Source organism: Polymorphobacter multimanifer (assembly GCF_014205635.1).
Taxonomy (GTDB): domain Bacteria; phylum Pseudomonadota; class Alphaproteobacteria; order Sphingomonadales; family Sphingomonadaceae; genus Sandarakinorhabdus; species Sandarakinorhabdus multimanifer.
Map to the genome: position 1 here is coordinate 124,195 of NZ_JACIIV010000001.1, position 19,795 is coordinate 143,989.

A 19,795-nucleotide genomic window follows, 5' to 3' on the forward strand; every position below is an offset into this window, starting at 1 on the left:
TTGCTTCTGACGGTCGCGTTGATGACCGCAACCGCAGCACCTGCCGCCCTTCGTGACGATATTCTCAAACCGCAGTCGGTGCGTATGGCCGAAATCGGCCGTGCGGCGCTTGCCAAGGGCGAAGCGCAGGCGGCGATCGATGCCTTCGAGGCGGCGATCGCGTCCGATCCCAAGAATGTCGGCGCCTATAACGGGATTGCCATGGGCTATGAACGGCTCGGCCTGCCCGGCAAGGCTGTGAAATTCTACCGCGAGGCGCTGGCGCTCAACCCTTCCGATCTGTCGGCGCTCGAAGGCCAGGGCAAGGCGCTGATCGCGCGCGGCGCCACGGCGAGGGCGCAGATCAATCTCGCGCGCATCAAGGCACTGTGCAAGACCGAATGCGAGCCGGCCAGCCGGCTGCAGGCGGCGCTGAGCAACGCGACCACAGTCGCTGCGGCCGCACCGGCTCCGGACAAGCCGCAAGCCAACAACTGAGCTTGTCAGAGCAGCGCGGCGGCTGCGGCCCACGCGCTGACGGGGACCGTTTCGGCACGCGCCTCGGGCAATATCCCCTGCGCCTCGAGTGCTTCCAGCGCACCGGGCAGCCCGCGCAGGCTGGCGCGCAACATCTTGCGGCGTTGCCCGAATCCGGCGGCAGTGAGCGCCGACAGCTTTGCCGGTGTGGCGCTCGACATTGCGCTGGTCGGCACGAGATGGACGACTGCGGATTCGACTTTGGGAGCGGGAATGAAGGCGCGCGGTGGCACGGTGAAGGCGATCCTTGCCGTGGTGCGCCACTGGGCGAGCACCGACAGCCGGCCATAGGCGCTGCTGCCGGGGGCAGCGACGAGGCGCTGCGCCACTTCCTTCTGGAACATCAGGGTGAGGCTTGCCCACCAGGGCGGCCAGGCTTCGCTGCTGAGCCAGCCGGTGAGAAGGGCGGTGCCGATGTTGTAGGGCAGGTTGGCGACGATGTGCGCGCCCTCACCGGCGAGCGAGGCGGCATCGACGGTCATGGCATCGGCATCGACCACGCGCAGCCGGCCGCCGGCGGCTTCGGCGAGTTCGGCAAGTGCGGGAATGGCGCGATCGTCCCGCTCGACGGCCACGACATTGGCGCCGGCGCGGAGCAGCGCGCGAGTGAGGCCGCCGGGGCCGGGGCCGACCTCATAAACAGTGCGGCCTTCGAGCGGGCCGGGAACGCGGGCAATCCGATCGAGCAGATTGCCGTCGAACAGGAAGTTCTGGCCGAGCGATTTCTTCGCATTGAGGCCGTGCCGCGCGATAACCTCGCGCAGCGGCGGCAGCGTGTCGAGGCTCAAGCCGCGGCTGCCGCAGCGTTGGCGGCGAGCAGCCGGCGCGCGGCGCATTCGCCAGCGAGACGGATGGCGGCAATCATGGCGCCCGGGGTGGCCTGGCCAGTGCCGGCAATGGAGAATGCAGTGCCGTGATCGGGCGAGGTGCGGACGATCGGCAGGCCGAGCGTCGTGTTGACCCCATCGTCGAAGTGCAGCGTCTTGATCGGGATGAGCGCCTGGTCGTGATACATGCAAAGGGCTGCATCATAATGCTGGCGCGCGGCGGCGTGGAACATGGTGTCCGCCGCCAGCGGCCCGACGATGTTCATGCCCCCGGCCTGCAGCTCGGCGACGGCAGGAATGATGATCTCGGCTTCCTCGCGGCCGATGGTGGCGTTCTCCCCGGCATGGGGGTTGAGGCCGGCAACGACGAGGCGCGGATGCTCGATGCCGAAATCGCGCTGGAGTGCGCGGCACAGCACGCGCGCACGGGTGATGATCAGCTCCTTGCAGATGAGGCGTGGCACATCGGCAAGCGGCACGTGCACGGTCAAGGGAACGGTGCGCAGGCTGGGGCCAGCGAGCATCATCACTGCCCGTGCCGCCGCCACGCCGCAGCGTTCGGCGACGAATTCGGTCTGCCCCGGATAGGTGAAGCCGATCTGGTAGAGCTGCGCCTTGCTCACTGGGCCGGTGACGAGTGCCGAGGCCATGGCGGTGCGGGTGAGGCCGACGCCAAGTTCCAGACTGTCCAGCGCGCAGCGCGCGCCGGCGAGGTTGGGGTGGCCGGGAACGAGATCGCCGGGATCATCGACCTGCACCAGCGGCAGGGCGCGAGGGAATACGGAGAGGGCATCGCGGGGGTCTTCAAGGGTCTCGACGGGGCCGGACCAGACCGCAGCAAGGGCTCGGCGGTCCCCGATGGCGAAGAACGGCGGCAGGTGTTGCGCCTGGCGCGCATCCCAGGCCTTGGCGAGCACTTCCGGGCCGATGCCCGCCGGATCACCGAGCGATACGGCGATCGGAAAGGGCAGCGTCACACCCGGCATCAGCGATAATCGACGATGGCATCCCGCCGCAGATCGCGCAGGTAGCGCCGGGCGCGCATGTTGACGCGCTCCTCGTTGAGCTGGGCATAGATCTGGTCGAAATTGGGCGCTGCCGCCTGGACGGCGCTGTCGTCGCGGCCGCAGAGCACCAGCACGCGCAGGCCCTCCTGCAGGCTGCCGAACGGCGGGGTGGCCTGGCCGATCGACAAATTGCCCATGATCTCGCGCAGCGCCTCGGGCAGGTCCTTGAGCTTGATGGCATCGTTGGTCGCCACTTCCGCCCCCAGACCGCGCGCCACTTCATCGGCGCGGCCGCAGCCGCCCATGGCCTGGGTGGCGGTCTGCAACTTCGTGACCAGCGCGCGCGCATCGTCCTGGCTGGTGGTGGCGGCGAGTGGCAGCGAAATCTGCTTCAGCGACAGCAGCGCCTCGTTGGGGTCGGCGGCAAGCACCTGGCGCTTTTCGAGCAGCGCCATGATGGCGACGCCGCCGGGAACGCTGATCGGGTCCGACACGGCGGTGGCGGGGTTGCCCGGCGCCAGCGTGGTGACGACCGCGGCAACATTGTCGTTGAGCTGCTCGGCGCGGACCCAGCCGAGATCGCCGCCCACCCCGGCGGTGGAGGCTTCGGAAAACTGCCGGGCATAGGCCACGAACGAGGCGCCGGCGCGCACCTGCTGCACGATGCGCGTGGCATCGGCCATCACCTGCGGCGCGCTCTCGGGGGTGGCGGAGAGGAAGATCTCGCCCACATGGAACTCGTCCTTGCCCTTGGCGGCGTTAAGCCTGTCGATGAGCAGCTGCACCTCGTCATCACCGACATTGACCATCGGCTCGACCTTGCGGCGCAGCACGCGCGACCAGGCGAGCTCGCCCTTGATCTGCGCCTTGATCGACATCGGCGACGAGCCGGCATCGCGAAGATACTTCTCGAACTCGGGCGGGGTGCGCTTGAAATTCTGCGCCACCCGCGAATAGGCGCCCTCGATCTCGGCATCGGCGATGCGGATATCGTTCGACACGGCTTCCTGCACCTGCAGCTTCTCGTCGATGAGGTTGCGCAGCACCTGCAATCGCAACCGCGGGCGCTCGGCCTCGTCGACCCGGCCACCATTGGCGGCGATCACCAGCGCCAGTCGCTGGTCGATATCGGTGTCGGTGATCACGTCGCCGTTGACGATCGCCTGGGCCTTGCGAAGCATCGGATCCGATTCCGCGAGCACAGAAATTTCGGCGAGATCGGAGAAATCGATCCCCGCGACGGGTGCGTCGGCAAGCTGGGCCGGTGCTGCCGCCGGGACTGCGAACAGGCCGGCGAGCCCGATCGACATGGCAACGGCAGACACGGAAGGACGAAACTTTGGCATCGGGTCGGAGTTCCTCTCAGCGTCGCTCTAGCGCAACCGCAGCAAACGCGCAAAGCGGGCGATAGTGTTGTCTCGCTGAATTGCGCCTTAAGGCTAACGGCCCAATGTCTTGAACGACAAGGTGAGCTGGAAAGTGTTGCCGGCGCGGAAGTCGCGGTCCGAAATCAGGTCCCGCCGCCAGGACAGGCCGAAGCGGAAGCATTCATCCTCATATTCGGCACCGATGCGGTGGCGGATGAAGCTGAAGCCGTCTCCGACCGCCGCCGGATTGTCGCGCTTCGTGGTGAGATCGACCACCGCCGAGCCATAGAGCGACCAGAAGCGCGCGAATGCCACGCGGCCGCCGGCGCGCAGCTCCGACCGATCCTCCAGGTCTTCGAGCGCAACCTGGCGGTTGAGCCGCAGATAGCCGATGGTGGCGTAGGTGCGCTGGTTGCCGATGGCGACATCGATTTCGTTGCGGCGCACGGAAAAGCTGTTGCGATCGAGCCGGAAGCGGTGGGTGATTTCGAAAAGCCCGCCGAGCTTGAGGTTGGTGCGGCCGACGAAATCCGAAAGCCGGTCGTCGAGACCGGTGCCGGGCGGAAAATCACCCGCGCGGCCGAGCTGGTCGGTGGCGAAGGTCCAGCTCTGGCCGATTTCGGAGCGCAGCGCCACGCCGGGGCGGTCGAGCGTGTAGCCCACGCCATAGGTGACTCGCGAACCGCCCTCGAACTGGTCATAGCCGGGGAAGCGGTTGAGCTCGAACAGGCTGATGTCCTCCAGCTCGATGGCGCGGCTGTCCTCATTGGGGAAGCCGGCGTTGTTCTGGTTGGGCTTGAGCACGAATTGCACGCGCGGCGTGACCGTCTGGGTGCCGCCGAAGGCATTGCCGGCAAAGGGCCATTCGACATCGACCGCGGCCACGGGGATGGCGCGGGTGTTGATGCCTGCGTCCCCGGCATAGGCAGGCAGCGTCGCCAGTTGCGGGTCCATGACATTGTAGATGTCCCCGCGCATCAAGGCGGTGCCGGTGATGCGATGGCCGAGCGATGTGAAGATGCTGCGATCCCAGCGGACGAAGGCGAGGGCGCGCTGGATCGACTGGCCATCGGTGCGGGTGAGCGCCAGCGAATTGGCGCCGACATGCATCCGCCCGCCGAGCACCGGATCGGACGGCCGCCAATCATATTCGATGACCGGCAGCACGAAGGGCATTTCGCCGGCGGTGTCGGTGACGCGAAGGCCCTGGAAGGCGAGGGCGGAAACCGAGAAATAGCTGTCGGTGCCGAAGCGCTCGAGCGCGTAGCTCGAGCGCAGCGTATCGTCGAAATCGAGATCGTAGCGGCGGTTGAAGGTATCGTCGGTGGTGAGGCGCACCGAGAAGGTGGAGCGCCAGCTGCTGCTGTGCTGGAACCGGCCCTTGACGCCGAGATAGCCGCGGAAACGGTCCCCGCGATCGACCTCGGTGACGTTGTCGGCAGCGAATTCGGTGAGCCGGGCGTAGGTGAAGAAGCCATCGACCTGCACCGGACCGCCGCCGAACAGCCGCCGTGCCTGCACCTGCATGGCCGGTGCCGCAGCGCTGTAGAGCCAGGGGGTGATGGTGACATCGCGGTCCGGCGCCAGCGCCAGATGGAAGGGCAGCCCGAGCCCGAGCCCAAGCTGCCGCTGGAACTTGATGTTGGGCATGAGCAGCCCGGTCACGCGCTCGGCCTCGCCATCGGGATGCGAGAAATTGGGCAGGTAGAAGATCGGGATGCCGAACATCTCCAGCCGGGCGTTCTTGTAGCTGATGCGGTGCCGCTCGGTGTCGTAGCGCACCTGGGTGGCGAGCAGCTTCCAGACCGGCTCCTGCGGGCAGCCTTCGGCATCGGTGACGGCGCAGGGCGAATAAACCGCCCGGCGCAGCGTGATGAGCCGGCCATTGCGCGATCCCCCGCGCGCCGCGAGCCGACCACCGTCGTTGAGGACCAGCAGCAGGTTCTCGATGGCGCCATCGCGCAGCGAATCGGTAAGGTCGAGGCTTTCGGCAAACAGCTGGTTGCCTTCGGGATCGATGCTGACGACGTTGCCGCGGGCCGCGACGGCGCCGGTGGCGCGATCATATTCGATGCGTTCGGCGGTCAGCCGCCAGGCATCGCGTCGCAGCTCGACGGCGCCGGCGGCGGTGATGATGTTGCCGGTTTCATCGACCTCCATCTGGTCGGCGGCAAATTCGATGATGTCGCCCGGGGCGATCACATCGCCCCCATCTCTGGGTTGTGCGATCACATCGCCCCCATCTCTGGGTTGTGCGATCACATCGCCCCCATCTCTGGGTTGCGCGATCACATCGCCCCCATCTCTGGGTTGCGCGATGATATTGTCGTCAACGCCGGGTTGCGCGGTCGGCGCTTCGGGCACGGGGCGCACCTCCTGGGCCTGCAGCGAAACAGGCAGGGCAAGCACGACCGACGCCAGCAGGGCGGGACGCAACGAACACAAGCGGGGCGAGGGGCGAACGTCCACGCCGCGAGCCTTAGCGAGGGCTGCGGCGTGCGTCCACCACCGCTGTGCTGTGGCCATTTGCGGTTGGACAGGCGGCGGATGGGCGGCATAAGCCCATGGACAGGCTTTGACACGAGGATGATGTTCCAGTGACCACCGAAAACACGATCGAGATCGGCTTTGCGTCCAGCGCAGCCCCACAGGCGCATGTCGTGCTGGTCAACGCGGCCGACATGAAGGCTGCGGCACTCACCGGTCCTGCGGGCGCGATCGATGCCGCTGGCGGCGGCGCCCTGCTGCGGGCGTTGACGAGCGGACGTTTCGAAGGCGAGGCTGCGGCGCTGGTGGAAATCCTGGCTCCGGCCGGGGTCGATGCCGCCCGGTTGCTCGTGGCGGGCACGGGCCCCGCGGACAAGGCGGATGCGGCGGTGTTCGAGAAGATCGGCGCGGCGATCGTCGGGCGCTTCATCACCAGTGGCGTCGAGCGGGTGCGGATCGACATGGCGGGCGTGGTGGGCGCCATCCCGCTGGCCGAAGCGGCTGCGCATGTGGCGATGGGTGCCAAGCTGCGCGGCTGGCGCTTCGACAAGTATCGCACGACGGTGAAGCCCAAGGCCAAGCCGACGCTTGGCGCGATCGAGATTGTGGGTGCCGAAGGCGCCGAGGCGTTCTTCGCACCGCTGGCCGGCATTGCCGATGGCGTGGCGCGCACCCGGGCGCTGGTGAGCGAGCCGGCGAACATCATCTACCCCGAGAGCTTCGTCGAGCACTCGATGGACCTGGCCGAACTGGGCGTGGAGCTGACCGTGCTCGACGAGGCCGAGATGGCGGCGCTCGGCATGGGCGCGCTGCTCGGCGTGGCGCAGGGGTCGGTGCGCAAGCCGCGAATCCTGGCGATGCGCTGGAACGGGCTGGAGGGGGATTCGACCCCCGTGGTTCTGATCGGCAAGGGCGTGACCTTCGACACCGGCGGCATTTCGATCAAGCCCGCTGGCGGCATGGAGGACATGAAGTGGGACATGGGGGGTGCCGGGACCGTGACCGGTGCCATGCACGCCCTGGCAGCGCGCAAGGCGCGGGCGCATGTGGTGGGCATCGTCGGGCTTGTCGAGAACATGCCCGACGGCAATGCCCAGCGCCCCGGCGATGTGGTGCGCACGATGGACGGGCAGACCGTCGAGGTGATCAACACCGATGCCGAAGGCCGGCTGGTGCTGTGCGACGTGATCGCCTGGGCACAATCGGTGTACAAGCCCGAGGTGATCGTCGACCTGGCGACGCTGACCGGGGCAATCATCGTCAGCCTGGGCACCGAATATGCCGGGCTCTTCTCGAACGACGACGGGCTGGCGGCGCAGCTGACCGCGGCGGGCACTGCGGTGGGCGACAAGCTGTGGCGGATGCCGCTCGGCGAGCCCTATGACAAGGCGATCAACAGCGACATTGCCGACATGAAGAATGTGGGGCCGCGCGAGGGCGGGTCGATCACGGCCGCACAGTTCATCAAGCGCTTCATCAAGCCGGGGGTGAAATGGGCGCATCTCGATGTGGCGGGCGTGGTGTGGACCTCCAAGGCGCTGCCGCTGGTGGACAAGGGCGCCACCGGCTTCGGCGTGCGGTTGCTCGATCGCTTCGTGGCGGACAATTTCGAGACGCGTGACTGATCGATGATCATCGGCTTCTACCAGCTGCTCACCCGGCCGGTGGAGGCGGTGCTGCCGCAGCTTGTGGTCAAGGCGCTCGAGGCCGGCCATCGGCTGCTGGTGCGCAGCGATGATGCCGCGCTGCTGGCGAGGCTCGATGCCTTGCTGTGGGACTTTGCGCCTGCCAGCTTCGTGCCGCACGGGCGTGTCGATGCGCTGGCCCCCGAGCGGGTGGCGAGCCAGCCGGTGCTGCTCGGAGCGGAATGGCCGGCGGCGAATGGCGCCGACTTTCTGATGCAGATCGGCGATGATCTCCCCGATGCGCTTGACGGGCTCAAGCGAGCGGCGTTCCTGTTCGGCGAAAACGAGCTGGAGACGGCGCGGGCGCGTTGGCGAACGGTGAAGGCGCTTGCCGGCATGGAGCCCGCCTATTGGCGCGAAGGCAGCGGTGGGCGGTTCGAGAAGGTTGCCTGAACGCGCAACTTTGCCTAAAGCGCCCGCAATCCCCACTCAGACGACAGGACATTCCCATGGCGGTCACCCGCACCTTTTCGATCATCAAGCCAGATGCCACGCGCCGCAACATCACCGGCAAGGTGAATGCCATGATCGAGGGTGCCGGCCTGCGCATCGTGGCGCAGAAGCGCCTGCAGCTGACCCAGGCACAGGCCGAAGGCTTTTATGCCGTCCATAGCGAGCGCGGCTTCTTCGGCGAGCTGGTTGCGTTCATGATTTCTGGCCCGGTGGTGGTGCAGGTGCTCGAGGGCGAGGATGCGGTTCCTGCCTATCGCGCCATCATGGGCGCCACCAACCCCGCCAATGCCGATGCCGGCACCATCCGCAAGGAACTGGCCGAGTCGATCGAAGCCAACACCGTGCACGGTTCGGATTCGGACGAGAATGCCGCAATCGAGATCGCCTATTTCTTCGCGCCGACCGAAATCGCTGCCTGAAGTTTCGCGCAAAGCGAATTGAAAAGCCTTGGGTAGCGCCGGGGCTTTTTTATTGGCCGGTGACGAGCCGCAGCAGCCGGCGCGGGGCAGAGGCCTGCCAGCTGCGCTCCAGCCAGCGGCCGATCATCTCCCAATCGGTGGCGGCATCAAGGCGGATGCCGATCCAGCCGGCGGGACCGAAATAGGCAGGGCGGAAATAGAGCTCGGGGTCCTGCTCGATGAGCATCGCCTGCTCCTCGACGCCGCTGGCCTTGACGAGCAGCGCGGTGATGCCGTTGCCGTGATGGTTTTCAGAGAAATAGGCGAAGAACTTGCCGCCCTGGACGAAGAAGCCGGGGGCGCCATGCGAGAGCTTTTCGGCCGCTTCGGGGAGGGCCAGCGCAAGTGCGCGAAGCCGCGGCAGGGGCTCCGACACGCTGCGGAATTGGTTTGCGATCACGCGCGGATAGAGCTGATGCTCGGCGATGAGGATGCGCGCGGCGAGGCTTTCGGGTGTGTCGCCCGGGAGCACCGCGACGCGCGCCTGGCCCAGGATCGGACCGCCATCGAGTTCGGCGGTGACGAGGTGGACGGTGCAGCCCGACATCGTCTCGCCCGCTGCCAGCACGGCTTCATGGACGTGGAGACCCTTGTGGGCGGGGAGAAGCGAGGGGTGGATGTTGAAGCAGCGGCCGGCCCAGCGCTCGACGAAGCCGGGCGACAGCAGCCGCATGTAGCCGGCGAGCGCCACATGGGTGACGCCGTGGCGATGGAGTTCGGCTTCGATGATGGCGTCGAAGGCGGCGCGGCCAAGCCCTTGATGTGATTGGCCGAAGGTGGCGATGCCCTCGGCGGCGGCCATGGCGAGACCGGGGGCCTGGGGATCATTGGCGGCGACGAGCACGATCTCGTAGGGGCAATCGGCCATGAGGCGCGACGCGTGGAGCAGGGCGGCCATGTTCGAGCCGCGCCCCGAGATGAGCACGCCGAGGCGCGCTTCAGCCATCGTGTGACGCCGTCCAGCCGGTGTCGCTGCCCCAGAGGCCAGCGGCGCCGATGACATCGCAGCCCTTGGTACCGGCTTCGATGCGGCCGAGCGGCACGGCGCCGAGATCGGCAGCGAGCGCATCGGCTTCGGACGCGGCGACCGTGAGGACCATGCCGAAGCCGCAGTTGAAGGTGCGTGCCATTTCTGCCGGCTCGACGTTGCCGGTGGTGCGGAGCCAATCGAACAGCGGCGGCAGCGGCTGTGCATCGATGATGGCACGCAGCCCGGCGGGGAGGACGCGGGGCACATTTTCGAGAAAGCCGCCGCCGGTGATGTGGGCAAGGGCATGGATGCGGCCGGCGCGGATGGCGGGCAGAAGGGTGCGCACATAGATGGCGGTAGGGGTGAGCAAGGCTGACCCGAGGCTGGTTTCGGGGGCGAAGGGGGCAGAGTCGGCGAGCGCCACCCCGGAACGTTCGATGATGCGGCGGATGAGCGAAAAGCCGTTGGAATGGGCGCCTGTCGATGGCAGGCCGAGCAGCACATCACCGGCGGCAACGGCATCGCCGGTCAATTGCTCGCCGCGCTCGACTGCGCCGACACTGAAGCCGGCAAGGTCATAATCGCCGGGCGCATACATGCCGGGCATTTCTGCTGTCTCGCCGCCGATGAGCGCGCAATGTGCCTGGCGACAGCCCTCGGCGATTCCGGCGATGACGGCCTGTGCCACGCCCGACTCGAGCTTCCCCGTGGCGAAATAATCGAGGAAGAACAGCGGCTCGGCGCCCTGCACGATGAGATCGTTGACGCACATCGCCACCAGGTCGATGCCCACGGTCGCGTGGTTGCCGCTGTCGATGGCGAGCTTGAGCTTGGTGCCCACGCCGTCGTTGGCGGCGACCAGCAGCGGATCGCGGTAGCCGGCAGCGCGCGGATCGAAAAAGCCGCCGAAGCCGCCCAACTCGGCATCGGCACCCGGCCGGGCAGTGCTGCGCGCCAGCGGGGCGATGGCGCGGACGAGCGCATTGCCGGCCGCGATCGACACGCCGGCGTCGGCGTAGGTAAGGGGTGGTCGTTCGGGCGCGGTCATGGCGATTGCCTTAGCGTCTCGGGCGGCTAACGCAACAAGACCGGCCATGGGGGCGGCAATCGCCCCTTGGCAGGGGGCTGCGGAGTTGTCAGAACGCTGGCGTGTTCCGCATTCTCCTCATTGTCTCTGCCCTGGTGGCGCTGCCGGCGCAGGCGCAGCAGCCTCCGCGGCGCACGGCGCCGGCAGCGGCTGCAGCGGCGGGCAGCGCCTATGCGGTGGGCGGCATCAAGGTGGACGTGGCAGCGAAGGACCCCGAGAGCGCGCGCTTTGCCGCCTTTCGCATCGCGCAGCGCCAGGCCTGGCCGCAGCTCTGGTCGCGGCTGACCGGCAACCCGGTGGGTGCGGCGCCCAAGCTTTCCGATGGCCAGCTCGATTCGGTCGTGGCGGGGATCGAGAGCCAGGGCGAGCGCTTTTCCACCACGCGCTACATCGCGACGCTCGGCGTGGTGTTCGACCGATCGCGCGTGACCGATTTTATCGGCACGGCAGGCGGTGCGGTGCAATCCCCGCCGATGCTCTTGCTGCCGGTGTGGATCGACGGCGGGGTGTCGATCATCCATCAGGTGCGGACGCCCTGGCTGGCGGCCTGGGGCCGATTCCGCGAGAATGTGACGCCGATCGACTATGTGCTCGCACCGGGCGGAGCGGTGGACAATGTCCTGCTCACCCCCGGCCAGCTGGTGCGTCCGGTGCGATCGTCGTGGCGGACGATCCTGACGCGGCATGACACGGTCGACGTGCTTGTTGCCGAGGCGCGGGTGCGGCGGACATGGCCGGGCGGGCCGATCGCGGTGCGGTTTGCGGCCCGGCATGGACCCGACGCCGAGCAGCTCGGCAGCTTCGAATTGCGCGCCGATGGCGAGGATGGGCTCAATGCGATGCTCGATGAGGGCGTGCGCCGGATCGATGCGCTTTATTCGACCGCGCTGCAGACCGGGCGACTGCGAGCCGAGGCGGGTCTGGCGGTCGATCTCGAGCCGATCATCGCACAGGCCCCCTTCCTCGATGGCTCGATGATGGCGGGCGCGCTTTCCAATGATGCCGTGATCAACGGTACCGAGATTGCGGTCATCACGCCTGATGCCGCCGCACTCGCGGCCTTCGAGACGCTGCTGCGCCAGACCGAGGGCGTGACGGCGGTGACTGCAACCAGCCTTTCGCTGGGCGGCACCTCGCGGCTGCTGGTGAGCCATTTCGGCACGCTGGAGATGCTGCAGGAGGCGCTGGCGGCGCGCGGGCTGGGTTTGAGCATCGAAGGCGGGCGAACCGTGCTGCGGCGCTTGCCGGGCGGCGTGCCGCCGCCGACCGCTCCCGGGCCGACGGAACCCGGCGTGCCCGCATCGCCGGGTGCGCCGGCACCCGCAGCGCCATCGCCTGCCCAGACGCCGCGCCCGGCGCCACGGGCGCCCGATCCTGGAGCACCGCGTGCTCCCGATCCTGCGGCGCGGGCGCCGGTCGACCTGCTGCCGCGCCCGCAGCCATGAGCGAATTGCCGCCCGTCCCGCCGGTCCCGGAGCAGCTGCCTGTTCTGCCGCCGGGCCAGCCGTTCCCGTCGCGGCGGCGGTCGGCACGGGGTTTGAGCATTGCCGACCGGTTGAGCCTGCCGCGCATCCATTGGGGCTGGCTGGTGCTGCTCATCGGGCTTGGCGCGCTTGCCTGGGCATCGCGCTCGGTGGCGGGTCCGTTCATTGCCGGCTTCATCCTCGCCTATCTGCTCGATCCGGCGGCCACGCGGCTGCAGCGCACAGGGCTGGGGCGCGGCACAGCTTCGGCGATTGCCCTGGTGGTGGCGGTGGCGCTGCTCGCCGGGCTGGTGCTGGCGAGCGCGCCGATCATCCAGGAGCAGATCGCGCAGCTCATCGTGCGTGCACCCGGCATCATCGACAGCGCAGTGCCGCTGGCCGAAGACCTGATGCGACGCACCGCTTCGCAGATCGACGTCAAGGGATTGCTCGAGACGATGGCCGGGCGAGCATTGGGCTGGCTGACCGATTCGGCCGGGTCGATCATCGCCGGCGGGCTCGGGCTGGTGAGTGTGGTCAACTTCCTGATCGTGACGCCGATCGTGGCCTTTTACCTTCTGCGTGACTGGCCGGGCATCGTGGGAGCGGTGGAAAGCTGGTGGCCTCGCCGCCAGCTGCCGGCGTTCCGGCAGGTGATGAAGGACAGTGACGCAGCACTTGGCGGCTTCCTGCGCGGGCAATTGATCGTCTGCCTCGTGCTGGCGGTCTTTTATGCGGTGGGCTGGAGCCTTGTCGGCCTCGATCATGCGATCGTGCTCGGCATTCTCGCCGGTGTCCTTGCCTTCGTGCCGTTTCTCGGTGTCATCGTGGCGGTGGTGCTGAGCTTGCTGGTGGCGCTGGGGCAGTTCGGGCTGGATTGGCTGCAGCTGCTGCTGGTGTTCGGGGTGTTCCAGATCGGCCAGATCGTCGAAAGTGCGTTCCTCACCCCCAAGCTGATCGGGGACCGGATCGGCCTGCACCCGGTCTGGGTGCTGTTCGCGGTTTTTGCCGGCGGTGCCGTGGCCGGGATCGCCGGGGTGTTCATGGCGGTGCCGGTGGCGGCCGTGCTCGGCGTGGTCGTGCGCGCCATGCTCGCCAATTACCGGCAGAGCAATTTCTACGGGCAGGACCGGCCATGATGGCTGTTGAGGAACAGCCGGCGCTGCCGCTGAATTTTGCACCGCGGCTGGGGGAGGCGGATTTCATCGTGTCGGATGCCAATCGCGCGGCATTCGAATGGCTGGCGCGGCCCGAGGCCTGGCCGATGCCGCGCGTGGTGCTGGTGGGGCCGGAAGGATCGGGCAAGACGCATCTGGCCGGGCTGGTGGCGGCGCGCACCGGCGCCCGGGTGATCGACGACGCCGATCGCGGCCCCGATGCCGAGGCGCTGTTCCACGCCTGGAACGCCGCCAGCGCCGACCGGCCGCTGCTGCTCACCGCGCGCACGCCGCCACGGCAATGGCCGCATCGACTGCCCGACCTCGCCTCGCGGCTGGCGGCGACGCCGCTCGTGTCGCTGGCCGAGCCCGATGACACGCTGCTGGCGGCCGTGCTCGAAAAGCGCTTTGCCGATCGCGGGCTGCGGGTGGCGGACGAGGTGATCCAGTGGCTGGCGCTGCGGATCGAGCGCAGCTTTGCGGCGGCAGGACAGGCCGTGGCGATGCTCGACGCAGCCGCACTGGCCGATCGCCGCGAGATCACCGTGCCGCTGGCGCGCACCGTTTTCGATGCGCAATTGAGTCTTGAGTGGTGAGCGCTGTCATCGACCTGACACCTCGCCTGCGCTAGGACTGCGGCATGTCCACACGCGCCCGCTCCAATCCTCGCGAAGCCCGCCGCAGCGTTCCTGTCGGCCATGCCGGGGCCGAGCGCTATTTCAACCGCGAGCTTTCCTGGCTGGCGTTCAACGATCGGGTGCTGGAAGAGGCGACCAACACCGCGCATCCGCTGCTCGAGCGGCTGCGCTTCCTGTCGATCTCGGGCAATAACCTCGATGAATTCTACATGGTGCGCGTTGCCGGCCTGCGCGGGCAGGTGGGCGCCGGGATCGAGACGCTCAGCCCCGAGGGCCTGACGCCGGCCCAGCAATTGGCCGAGATTGCCGTCCATGCCGACACGCTGATGCGCACCCAGCAGACGGTGTGGGTGGGGCTTGTGAAGGAACTCGCGCGCGCCGATTATCATGTGATCGGCGCCGAAGACCTGACCGCGACCGAGCGCAGCTGGCTCGAGCGGCATTTTCTCGAACAGATTTTCCCGGTGCTCACGCCGCAGGCGATCGACCCGGCGCATCCGTTTCCGTTCATTCCCAACAAGGGATTCTCGCTCATCCTCGAGCTGCGCCGGCTTTCGGACGATGAGGAGCTGCGCGCGCTGCTGATGCTCCCCGCCATGCTGCCGCGCTTCATCCGGCTGCCGGGCGCCACCATCCGCACGATCAGCCTCGAGAACACCATCCGCGCTTTCTTCGACCAGCTGTTTCCGGGCTATGCGATGGTCGGGCATGGCGCCTTCAGGGTGATTCGCGACAGCGACATCGAGGTGGAGGAAGAGGCCGAGGACCTTGTCCGCTACTTCCAGTCAGCGCTGCAGCGGCGGCGGCGCGGCGAGGTGATTCGCCTCAAGATCGAGGCGAGCACGCCCAAGGGTCTGCATGCATTGGTGCAGGGCGCGCTGGGCGTCGGCCCGCGCGACACCACCGTGGTCGAGGGCATATTGGGCGCAGCCGATCTGGCGCAGCTGGTCGATGAGGACCGGCCCGACCTGAAGTTCGAACCCTATAGTCCACGCTTTCCCGAGCGCATCCGCGAACATGGCGGGGATTGTTTTGCCGCAATTCGCGCCAAGGACATCATCGTTCATCACCCCTATGAGAGTTTCGAGGTGGTGCTGGCCTTCTTGCGGCAGGCGGCGGCCGACCCCGACGTGATCGCGATCAAGCAGACGCTCTACCGCGCCGGCAAGAATTCGCCGATCGTGCGCACGCTGATCGAAGCTGCTGAAGCGGGCAAGAGCGTGACCGCGGTCGTCGAGCTCAAGGCGCGCTTCGACGAAGAGCAGAATCTGGTTTGGGCGGCCGAGCTCGAGCGCGCCGGGGTGCAGGTTGTCTATGGCTTTGTCGAATGGAAGACGCACGCCAAGCTGAGCATGGTGGTGCGGCGCGAGGGGCGCGACATCCGCACCTATGTGCATTTCGGAACCGGCAACTACCATCCCGTCACCGCGCGCATCTACACCGACCTCAGCTTCTTCACCGCCGATCCGGTGCTGGCACGCGATGCGGCGCAGGTGCTCAACTACATCACCGGCTATGTGCAGCCCACCCGGCTCGCCAAGATCGGCATGGCGCCGCTGACGATGCGCGCGATGCTCTATGCGCTGATCGATGTGGAGATCGAGAACGCGCGCGCCGGCAAGCCTGCCGCCATCTGGGTGAAGCTCAACAGCCTTGTCGATACCGGGATCATCGACAAGCTGTACGAGGCGAGCGGGGCAGGGGTCGAGATCGAGCTGATCATCCGCGGCATCTGCTGCCTGCGTCCGGGCGTGCCGGGGCTTTCGGACAATATCCATGTCCGCTCGGTGATCGGGCGGTTTCTGGAGCACAGCCGGATCATCGTCACCGCCAATGGCGAGGAGCTGCCGTCGCGCCAGGCGAAGGTGTATATCTCGTCGGCGGACTGGATGCCGCGCAACCTCGATCGCCGCGTGGAAGTGATGGTGCCGATCGAGAACCCCACCGTCCATGCGCAGGTGCTCGACCAAGTGATGGTTGCGAACCTGAAAGACACCGAGCAGAGCTGGCAACTGCTTGCCGATGGCAGCTACAAGCGGCTGCGCAACGCCCGGAACAATCTCTCCGAGCCGCCGTTCAACCTGCATCGCTATTTCATGACCAATCCGTCGCTGTCCGGCCGGGGTGCTGCATTGCGCTCGGCGGGCGGGGTGCCACGGCTGGTGCTCGAGGATGAAGAAGACGATGCAACCAGCTGATCTGCATGGCCAGCTCCGATTGATTGATGACTTTTCTGCCTTGCCTGCCGCCGATCGGGCAACGGCGCCGGTCGGCATCATCGACATTGGCTCCAATTCGGTGCGTCTGGTGGTCTATCAGGGGCTTGGCCGGGTACCTTCGACGATGTTCAACGAGAAGGTGATGGCCGGCCTCGGCCGCGGGCTGTCGGCCAATGGCAAGCTCGGCAAGGGGGCGATGGACAATGCGGTCGCGGCGCTCGTCCGCTTCCAGGCGCTCACCGATGCGATGCAACTCGGCTCGCTGCGCGTTGTCGCCACCGCGGCGGTGCGCGAGGCGAGCAACGCCGACGCCTTTGTGGCGCGGGTGCGTGCCGAATGCGGGCTGGAGATCGAAACCATCAGCGGCGCCGAAGAGGCGAGAGGGGCAGCGCTCGGCGTCATTTCGGGCATTCCGCATGCCGATGGCGTGGTGGGGGACCTTGGCGGCGGCTCGCTCGAACTTATCCGCGTGGCCGACGGCAAAGCGCATGAGCAACTGTCCTTGCCCATCGGTGCGCTGCGGCTGGAGGCAGTGCGCAAGCAGGGTGGACGGGCGCTGGCGCCCTTCATCAAGAAGGCGCTCGACAAGGTCGGATGGGCGGCGGCGGGGCGGGGCAAGCCCTTTTACATGGTCGGCGGATCGTGGCGGGCGCTCGCGCACCTGCACATGCACATGACCGACCATGCCCTGCCGATCGTCCATCAATATGAGATGCCCGCGACAGCGCCGGCATCGCTGGTGCGCAGCCTCGCGCGGATCGCGCCGGCGCAGCTGAAGGCCGTGCCCAATATCGCGAGCTCGCGCCTGCCGTCGCTGCCGGGGGCGGCGATGCTGCTCGCGGCGACGATCAAGCGCCTTGGCAGTTCAAGCGTGGTCGCGTCGGGCTTCGGCCTTCGCGAGGGGCTGTTGTTCGACCAGTTGCCGCCGGAGGAGCAGGCGCTCGATCCGCTCCTTGTGGGTGCGCGGGCCGAAGGTGCCCGGGAGGGCCGCTTTCCCGAGCATGGCGACATGCTGTTCGACTGGATGGATGGGCTTTTCGGTGACCAAGAGCCCGCCGACCAGCGGCGGTTGCGGCTCGTCGCGTGTCTGCTGTCGGACATCGCCTGGCGCACGCACCCGGATTATCGTTCGCAGCGTGCCGCCGAGGCCGCGTTGCACGGCAACTGGGTGGCGATCACCACTGTCGAGAGGGCCGCTCTGGCCTGCGCGCTGCATTTTTGCCTGGGCGGTTCGGCGGATGCGCCGCTCCTGGATTTGCTGGGGCGTCTGGCGCCACCCGATTATCTGTTGACGGCGCGGTGCTGGGGTCTGGCGTTGCGGCTCGGGCAGCGACTGGCCGGCGGCACGGTGCCGGCGTTGGCAAACAGCATGCTGACGCGCTCGCCCGACGACGGCGCGATCGTGCTGGCGCTGCATGTTCGAGCGCTTGCCGGCGACGCGGTCCAGCGTCGTCTGAAAACCTTGTCAGGTGTCATGCAGCGCGAATCCAGGATCGAATTTCGCGACTGAGATCGTGGTTGCTGCCGAAAAAGCGAGCGGCGAACGGCGGGGCCAGCCCGGCCGCTCGCCGCCCCTCGTGTCAGGCCAGGGCCACCGCAGCCGTCCGCCGGCGATAGCGCATTGCGCCGCCGATCAACCCGGAGCCGATGATCATCATCGCCCAGCTTGCCGGCTCGGGCACTTCGCCCACGGCGGTAGCGCTCGCGGAGACAAAGTTCGATGAGCCGAACGCGCCGAAGGTGTTGACCCGGTAGCGACCGTTCGAGCTTTGCTGGAAGAACCTGACATCGATACCCGATTCAGTGAAGAATCGAATGCCGGATCCATCGAGGAAACCGTCTCCGCTCGTGAAGAAATTGCCGAAGTTGCCAGTGACCGGGGCAATGGCGGAGCCATTCACGAAACCGGTAATTCCGGTGATCGCGAAGGCGGATCGCCCGCCGACGGACATTTCCTCGCCCGACGTCGTGAAGATGCCGCTGCCCGATACGGGTCGCCCGAACAAAGTCTGCTCGGGCGAGAAGTCGAAAGTGAACTGGGCCGCAGCTGCCGGACAGGCAATGACGACAGCCGCCACAGCGGCCAAGATCGAAAAATTACGCATCGCAACTCCTTACATGAGCACAGCAGGCGCCCACGCAAGAGACGGTTAACCATGGCCTACGGATGCGGTGTGCCACAAATAAAAATAACGGGTTGCCGTTGGTGACGCTGCCTTCAAGGCTCCAGGACGATCTCGCTCATCATCAGCTTGCCGTTCTTGACGGCAAAGCCGAGACGCCCTTCGACCAGCGCCAGCGCATCGGCGCCGAAGATGCCATGACGCCAGCCTGTCAGTATCGGAAGCCCGTCGCGCACACCGGCAGCAAGAGCATCGAGTTCGTCGCCGCGCACGATAAGCCGCGGCGCGACACCCGCTTCCTTGGAGCGGATCTTGAGGAGCAGCTTGAGCAGATCCGCAACCAATGCGCCATCGGTGCTGAGACCCGGCCGCTGTGGCTCGCGCGCCGGCATTTCATCCGGCGAGAGCGGCGCAGCATCGACAAGCGACCGCATCAGCCGGTCCCCGATGCCGTTGTTGGCCCAGGCGGCACTGAGGCCACGCACACGGGCCAGATCGGCCTGGGCGCGCGGCGGGCTCGCGGCAATGTCACCCAGCGTCTCGTCCTTGACGATGCGACCGCGCGGCACATCCTTGTCGCGCGCCTCGAGCTCGCGCCAGCGGGCGAGCGCCTTCAGCCGCCCGAGCACATCGGCCTTGCGGCTCGGCAGCCGCAGCCGCGTCCACGCCTTGTCGGGATCATTGGCATAGGTGGCGGGGTCGGCGGCGCGTGCCATCTCGTCGTCGAGCCAGCCGCCGCGCCCGGTCTTGCGCAGCTTTTCCAGCATCTTGGGGAAGAGCGTGGCGAGGTGCGTCACATCGCCGATCGCATAATCCAGCTGGCGATCGTTGAGCGGCCGCCGCGCCCAATCGGTGAAGCGGGCACCCTTGTCGACCTGGATGCCGAGATAGGCGGCAACAAGGTTGGTGTAGCCCACTTGCTCGCCGAGCCCCAATGCCATGGCGGCGATCTGCGTGTCGAACAGCGGGGCAGGGGTGGTGCCGGTGAGGTTGTAGATAATCTCGAGATCCTGCCCGCCGGCGTGGAAGACCTTGAGCACCTCTTCGCGGACAAGCAGCTTGAGGAGGGGTTCGAGATCGATCCCCGGCGCCTTCGGATCGATCGCGCACGCCTCTTCGGACGTGCCGAGCTGCACGAGGCAGAGATCGGGAAAATAAGTGGTTTCGCGCATGAACTCGGTGTCCACGCAGACAAAGTCTGCGGTGGCCATTCGGGTGCAGATGGCGGCTAGGGTCTCGGTGGATGTCACCAAAGGGTGGATTCGCATGGCATCGCATAGCGCGCCTGCGCGCGCTTGACAAAGTGCTGGCCAGCGTGTGTCACCCGCCACTCGATTT

17 protein-coding genes are annotated in these 19,795 nt (G+C 67.3%); 9 read left to right on the plus strand and 8 right to left on the minus strand.

Features of this window, described 5'->3' with window-relative positions:
• The first annotated feature begins 21 nt into the window (after positions 1–21).
• A complete protein-coding gene (locus tag FHS79_RS00565; RefSeq protein WP_184193738.1) occupies positions 22–477 on the plus strand; it encodes a tetratricopeptide repeat protein in 456 nt (151 codons plus the stop codon).
• A 5-nt stretch (positions 478–482) separates the two neighbouring features.
• Here FHS79_RS00565 and rsmA read toward each other — a convergent pair whose 3' ends face one another.
• The 4 genes from rsmA to FHS79_RS00585 form a co-directional block, all read right to left on the minus strand.
• Positions 483–1,352 (minus strand): 16S rRNA (adenine(1518)-N(6)/adenine(1519)-N(6))-dimethyltransferase RsmA, encoded by an 870-nt coding sequence (gene rsmA / locus FHS79_RS00570; RefSeq protein ID WP_184193740.1) that lies wholly within the window; start codon positions 1,350–1,352, stop codon positions 483–485.
• Positions 1,301–2,329, minus strand: a complete 1,029-nt coding sequence (gene pdxA, locus FHS79_RS00575; protein WP_184193743.1) for a 4-hydroxythreonine-4-phosphate dehydrogenase PdxA — start codon at positions 2,327–2,329, stop codon at positions 1,301–1,303. Before pdxA ends, rsmA begins: the two co-directional genes overlap by 52 nt.
• Complete coding sequence (locus FHS79_RS00580; RefSeq protein WP_184193746.1) at positions 2,329–3,660, minus strand: peptidylprolyl isomerase; 1,332 nt, start codon at positions 3,658–3,660, stop codon at positions 2,329–2,331. Before FHS79_RS00580 ends, pdxA begins: the two co-directional genes overlap by 1 nt.
• 129 nt (positions 3,661–3,789) lie before the next feature.
• A complete protein-coding gene (locus tag FHS79_RS00585; RefSeq protein WP_184193749.1) occupies positions 3,790–6,153 on the minus strand; it encodes an LPS-assembly protein LptD in 2,364 nt (787 codons plus the stop codon).
• A 179-nt stretch (positions 6,154–6,332) separates the two neighbouring features.
• On the opposite strand from FHS79_RS00585, the gene FHS79_RS00590 reads away from it, so the two are divergent.
• From FHS79_RS00590 to ndk, 3 genes are read left to right on the plus strand one after another with little or no spacing between them, the layout of a single operon-like run.
• Complete coding sequence (locus FHS79_RS00590; RefSeq protein WP_184194068.1) at positions 6,333–7,829, plus strand: leucyl aminopeptidase; 1,497 nt, start codon at positions 6,333–6,335, stop codon at positions 7,827–7,829.
• Between the two features lie 3 nt (positions 7,830–7,832).
• Positions 7,833–8,282, plus strand: coding sequence for a DNA polymerase III subunit chi (locus FHS79_RS00595; protein WP_184193753.1), 450 nt, complete (start codon positions 7,833–7,835; stop codon positions 8,280–8,282).
• Positions 8,283–8,338: 56 nt separating this feature from the next.
• Positions 8,339–8,761 (plus strand): nucleoside-diphosphate kinase, encoded by a 423-nt coding sequence (gene ndk, locus FHS79_RS00600; RefSeq protein ID WP_184193756.1) that lies wholly within the window; start codon positions 8,339–8,341, stop codon positions 8,759–8,761.
• Positions 8,762–8,810: 49 nt separating this feature from the next.
• Here the strand turns inward: ndk and purN are convergent, their stop codons facing one another.
• Complete coding sequence (purN, locus tag FHS79_RS00605) at positions 8,811–9,746, minus strand: phosphoribosylglycinamide formyltransferase (protein WP_184193759.1); 936 nt, start codon at positions 9,744–9,746, stop codon at positions 8,811–8,813.
• Positions 9,739–10,818: a phosphoribosylformylglycinamidine cyclo-ligase gene (purM, locus tag FHS79_RS00610; RefSeq protein WP_184193762.1), complete on the minus strand. Its 1,080-nt coding sequence runs from the start codon at positions 10,816–10,818 to the stop codon at positions 9,739–9,741. Before purM ends, purN begins: the two co-directional genes overlap by 8 nt.
• A gap of 101 nt (positions 10,819–10,919) precedes the next feature.
• Between purM and FHS79_RS00615 the strand changes: the two genes are divergently transcribed.
• Genes FHS79_RS00615 through FHS79_RS00635 form a run of 5 tightly spaced genes read left to right on the plus strand, consistent with a single transcriptional unit; the run spans position 10,920 to position 17,844 of the window.
• Positions 10,920–12,302, plus strand: a complete 1,383-nt coding sequence (locus FHS79_RS00615) for a heavy-metal-associated domain-containing protein (protein ID WP_184193765.1) — start codon at positions 10,920–10,922, stop codon at positions 12,300–12,302.
• A complete protein-coding gene (locus tag FHS79_RS00620) occupies positions 12,299–13,459 on the plus strand; it encodes an AI-2E family transporter (protein ID WP_184193768.1) in 1,161 nt (386 codons plus the stop codon). The genes FHS79_RS00615 and FHS79_RS00620 overlap by 4 nt, the downstream gene beginning before the upstream one ends.
• Complete coding sequence (locus FHS79_RS00625) at positions 13,456–14,073, plus strand: HdaA/DnaA family protein (RefSeq protein ID WP_243452542.1); 618 nt, start codon at positions 13,456–13,458, stop codon at positions 14,071–14,073. The genes FHS79_RS00620 and FHS79_RS00625 overlap by 4 nt, the downstream gene beginning before the upstream one ends.
• A 44-nt stretch (positions 14,074–14,117) precedes the next feature.
• Complete coding sequence (locus FHS79_RS00630; RefSeq protein ID WP_184193771.1) at positions 14,118–16,313, plus strand: RNA degradosome polyphosphate kinase; 2,196 nt, start codon at positions 14,118–14,120, stop codon at positions 16,311–16,313.
• 40 nt (positions 16,314–16,353) lie between these two features.
• Positions 16,354–17,844, plus strand: coding sequence for a Ppx/GppA family phosphatase (locus FHS79_RS00635; protein WP_243452543.1), 1,491 nt, complete (start codon positions 16,354–16,356; stop codon positions 17,842–17,844).
• A 70-nt stretch (positions 17,845–17,914) separates the two neighbouring features.
• On the opposite strand, the gene FHS79_RS00640 is transcribed toward FHS79_RS00635, so the two are convergent.
• Both FHS79_RS00640 and rnd read right to left on the minus strand, forming a co-directional pair.
• Entirely contained in the window at positions 17,915–18,412 is a 498-nt protein-coding gene (locus tag FHS79_RS00640) for a PEPxxWA-CTERM sorting domain-containing protein (RefSeq protein ID WP_243453536.1), read from the minus strand.
• Positions 18,413–18,552: 140 nt separating this feature from the next.
• A complete protein-coding gene (rnd, locus tag FHS79_RS00645; protein WP_184193781.1) occupies positions 18,553–19,725 on the minus strand; it encodes a ribonuclease D in 1,173 nt (390 codons plus the stop codon).
• Positions 19,726–19,795 lie beyond the last annotated feature (70 nt).